Annotated in this window: 2 protein-coding genes and 1 pseudogene; 1 reads left to right on the top strand and 2 read right to left on the bottom strand. The window is 72.0% G+C overall.

What is annotated here, in order from left to right:
- Together CS062_RS24870 and CS062_RS24875 are read right to left on the bottom strand one after the other, a co-directional pair.
- Nucleotides 1-189, bottom strand: a pseudogene (locus tag CS062_RS24870) (hypothetical protein); the annotation flags it as partial.
- Between the two features lie 266 nt (nucleotides 190-455).
- Entirely contained in the window at nucleotides 456-3,011 is a 2,556-nt protein-coding gene (locus CS062_RS24875) for an ATP-binding protein (RefSeq protein WP_158238926.1), read from the bottom strand.
- A gap of 320 nt (nucleotides 3,012-3,331) precedes the next feature.
- On the opposite strand from CS062_RS24875, the gene CS062_RS24880 reads away from it, so the two are divergent.
- Nucleotides 3,332-3,773 (top strand): single-stranded DNA-binding protein (locus CS062_RS24880; RefSeq protein ID WP_099864526.1); only part of this gene is annotated, 442 nt, incomplete at its 3' end.

The following is a 3,773-nucleotide window of genomic DNA, read 5'->3' on the forward strand; positions in this document are numbered from 1 at the left end:
GACGGCATTCGGCGCGGGCGTCGGCAGCCGCGCGGCGGAGGCGGCCGGCTCGGGCGGACGCAGGTCGCGCGGCGTGACCTGCGGCGCCTGGGGAGCCTGCGGCGGTTGGGGACCCTGCTGGGCGAATGCCGCCCCGGCCGCCAGGGCCAGGACGGTGCCACGCAGCGCGGCGGAGTCGAATGGACGCATCGAACGGTTTCCCTCGGACGGCCGGCGCCCGGCCGGTCGTGATGCGGGCACCTGGAGGGGCCCGTCGCATTTCTTCTGACGGTGACGGAGCGGAGCGCGCCAGCCAATCCGACGCGGTCGGGGGGCGGGGACGGCGGCATCGACCGCGGGGCCACTGTCGCGGCACCGGGCCCTGGATGTCCTGAATCCGCCCTGAATCGTTGCGAAGGATGCGGCGGGGCGACGCTTCAGGACTTTTCAGTTGCGCTCAGGCGCAACTTCGGGAATCAGGCCGCGTCGGTCAGCGCGAACGCGAGCGCGCCGATGTCGGCGCTGCGCAGCCGCGCGCCCTCGGCCTTCAGCCGCTCGAATTCGGCGTCGCCGAGGGCCTCCCGTGCGAGTTGCTGGGCACGGGTCCCGGCCAGCGCCTCGTTCTCGCCGAACCGCAGCAGGCCGGCGGTGCCGGTTTCCACATGTCCGGCCAGCCGGGCGGCGGCACGCGGACGGCCCTCGAGCGCGGCCAGCAGGGAGAGGTATTCGCACCAGTAGCGCTGCAGGTCCGCCTGGGCCGCCAGCGGCCAACCCTGTTGCGCAAGCGGGCGGAAGGCTTGGGTGTCCCCGAGGGCGAGATAGGCGGCCGCCGTGTTGAGGCGGGCATAGGCGAGGCTGTACTCGTCGCGTCCTGGTTGCAGCTGCGCCAGCAGCGCCAGGCCGGTGCGGACGGCGCCTTCCGGGTCGCCCGCGAGCAACTGCGCATCGGCCAGGTTGGCCAGATAGATGGGATTGGCGTCGCCGCCTGCTTCGCAGTTGGCCACGATCCGATGGCCCAGGCGCAGTTGCTCCTGCGGGTCCGCCCGGTTGAGCATCAGCCCGAGCAGCCCGTAATGCAGCCGCTGCGGCGGCCAGGCCGGGTCCTCCAGCGCGCAGAGCTCGTCGGCGTCGGCGTCCCGTCCGATCGGCGGCATCGTCAGCGACATCGCCAGCGCCCGGTACAGGTTGAAGCGGCCGTCGGGCGCATCGACCTGCGCGCGGGCGGCCTCGAGCATCCGCCGCATGTGCGCCTCGGCCCGCGGGTTGTGGACGCTGTTCAGGTACTGCATCGCCACGCCCAGACTGGCCTGCAACCACAGCGGACCATGGTCGCCGCCGTCCAGCGCATCGAAGCGGTCGCACAGCGCGTTGCGTTCGGCGTGCAGCGTGCGCGGCAGCGCGAAGAGCAGCATCGCGATGATGGCCAGCGCCGCGTCGGTGTCGCCGAGCGCTTCCGACCGGATGAGCGCCTCGCGTGCGTTGTCGAGGTCGGCGCGAGCGCGCTCGCCCCAGGCATCGACGCCGATCTCGCCATTCAGGCGTTGCGCATGCAGGGTCTCGCACAGCGCGGCGACGGCGCGGGCGTGCCGGTCGCGGACCCTCTCTTCTTCGCCGGAGCGGGCCAGCAGCTCGCGCGCGAAGACCTTCGGGCTGTCGAGCAGCCGGTAGCGCGGCGGCGAGTCCGCCTCATCGCTGACGACGCAGACCAGCAGGGAGCGTTCGACCAGCACCGTCACCGCATCGAGCACGGCCCATTCGTCGAGTTCGCGGTGGCTGGACCCGTCCCCCGGCGCGTCGGCGGCGACCTGCTGGATCAGCTCCAGCGAGGCGCTGCCGGCGATGACGGCCAGCCGGCGGAACACGGTGCGCTCCCGTTCCTCCAGGAAGCCGTGGCTCCACTCCAATGCGGCGCGCAGCGTCTGCTGACGTTCGGGCGCGTCGCGATTGCGGCTGGCGGTCAAGAGGCGGAGCCGCTCGTCCAGCGAGGCGGCCAGGCGCTGCACGCCGAGCACCGGCGCGCGCGCCGCGGCGAGCTCGATGGCGAGCGCCAGGCCGTCGAGCGCGCGGCACAGTTCGATCACGGCCGGGGCATTCGCGTCGGTCAGCGCGAAGCGGACGTCGGCCGCGCGGGCGCGTTCGACGAACAGGGCGATCGCGCCGAAGCCGATGGCCTCGGTGGCCGGCAGAGGTCGGGCGGGCGTGGACAAGGCATCCAGCCGGTAGACCTGCTCGGCGGGCAGCTTCAATGGCGCCTGGCTGGTGACGACGAGGCTCAGGCGCGGCGCCGCGGCATGCAGCGTGCGCGCGAGCTGGGCGGTGGCGTCGAGCAGATGTTCGGCGTTGTCCAGCGCGAGCAGCATCGTCAGCGGTGCGAGTGCGGCGGCCAGCCCCTCCAGCGGCGCGTCGCCCGAGCCGAGCCGGATCCCGAGCGCCGCCGCGATCGCGCCGGGCAGCGCGGCGGCGTCCGTCAGGGGCGCGAGTTCCACCCAGCAGACCCCATGCGGATAGGCCGACTGCCGCGCGTGCAACAGCGCCTGCGCGAGGCGGGTCTTGCCCATGCCGCCGGCGCCGACGATGGTCACCAGCCGGTGGTGCTCGATCACGCCGCCCAGGCCCGCCAGGTCCTCGTCGCGGCCCAGCAGCCGGGGCAGGCCGCTCGGCAGGTTGGTCCGCAGCGCGAGGGGCGCCTGCGGCGGCGGCTCATGGGGCGCCTGCGCGGTGCGCGGCACGTCATGCACATCGGCGATGAATCGATAGCCGCGTCCGGGGATGGTCGAGATGATGTCGCCGCCGAGCACCTTGCGCAGGGCGCTGACCTGCACCTGCAGGTTGTTCTCCTCGACGACGACGCCGGGCCAGGCCAGGTCGATCAACTCGTTCTTGCTGACGAGCTCGCCGGCGCGATGGGCCAGCGCGATCAGCACGTCCAGCGCGCGGGAGCCCAGTTGCGCCGGTTGGCCGTCGACCAGCAGGCGCCGTTCCCGCACTTGCAGCTCGAAGAGGTCGGCGAATCTGAGGCTGGCGGAAAGCATGAGCGGGCGTGGACCTGAGGGCGGCTGGCAGCCGCGAGGCGTGGACATCGCTCCGTGAAGGACGGAGGCGCGCCCGGGGCATGGGGTGCGCGAAGGATAGCGGAGCGGTCGTTGCGCTGAAGAATCCTTCACAAGGAATCCGGTCATCGGCTACCGCGAACCGGGCAGTGGATCGGCGTTTCCCGGGGATCGCCGGCGGAATGGGCGAGCGGCATAATCCGCCCCCTGCGCCACCGTTTCCGGCCCGGTTCCCCGGGCGGTTGGCGGCGCCGAGTTTCCCATTCCGAACATTCAACGACACGCAAGCGAAGGCAACCCTCATGGCCTCGGTCAACAAAGTCATCATCCTCGGCAACCTGGGCCGTGATCCTGAACTCCGCTACACGCCGAGCGGCAGCGCGGTGTGCAACGTCAGCATCGCGACGACGCGCAACTGGAAGAGCCGTGAAGGCGGCGAGCGCCAGGAAGAGACCGAATGGCACCGCGTGGTGTTCTACGACCGCCTGGCCGAGATCGCCGGCGAGTACCTGAAGAAGGGCCGCCCGGTCTATGTCGAGGGTCGCCTGAAGACCCGCAAGTGGCAGGACAAGGAAGGCAAGGACAACTACACGACGGAAATCATCGCCGAGCAGATGCAGCTGCTGGGCGGCCGTGACGGCGGCGGCGATGACATGGGCGGCGGTGGCGGCGGTGGCTACAGCCGCGAGCGCTCGTCCGAGCGCAGCGGTGGCGGCAGCGGCCGAGACAGCGGCGACTTCGACG

The sequence above is a fragment of the Roseateles chitinivorans genome (assembly GCF_002761755.1).
GTDB lineage: Bacteria > Pseudomonadota > Gammaproteobacteria > Burkholderiales > Burkholderiaceae_C > Roseateles > Roseateles chitinivorans.

Excerpts from the sequence above, each read along its gene's own strand:
- CS062_RS24875 (WP_158238926.1), bottom strand. The coding sequence starts at position 3,011 with ATGCTTTCCGCCAGCCTCAGATTCGCCGACCTCTTCGAGCTGCAAGTG.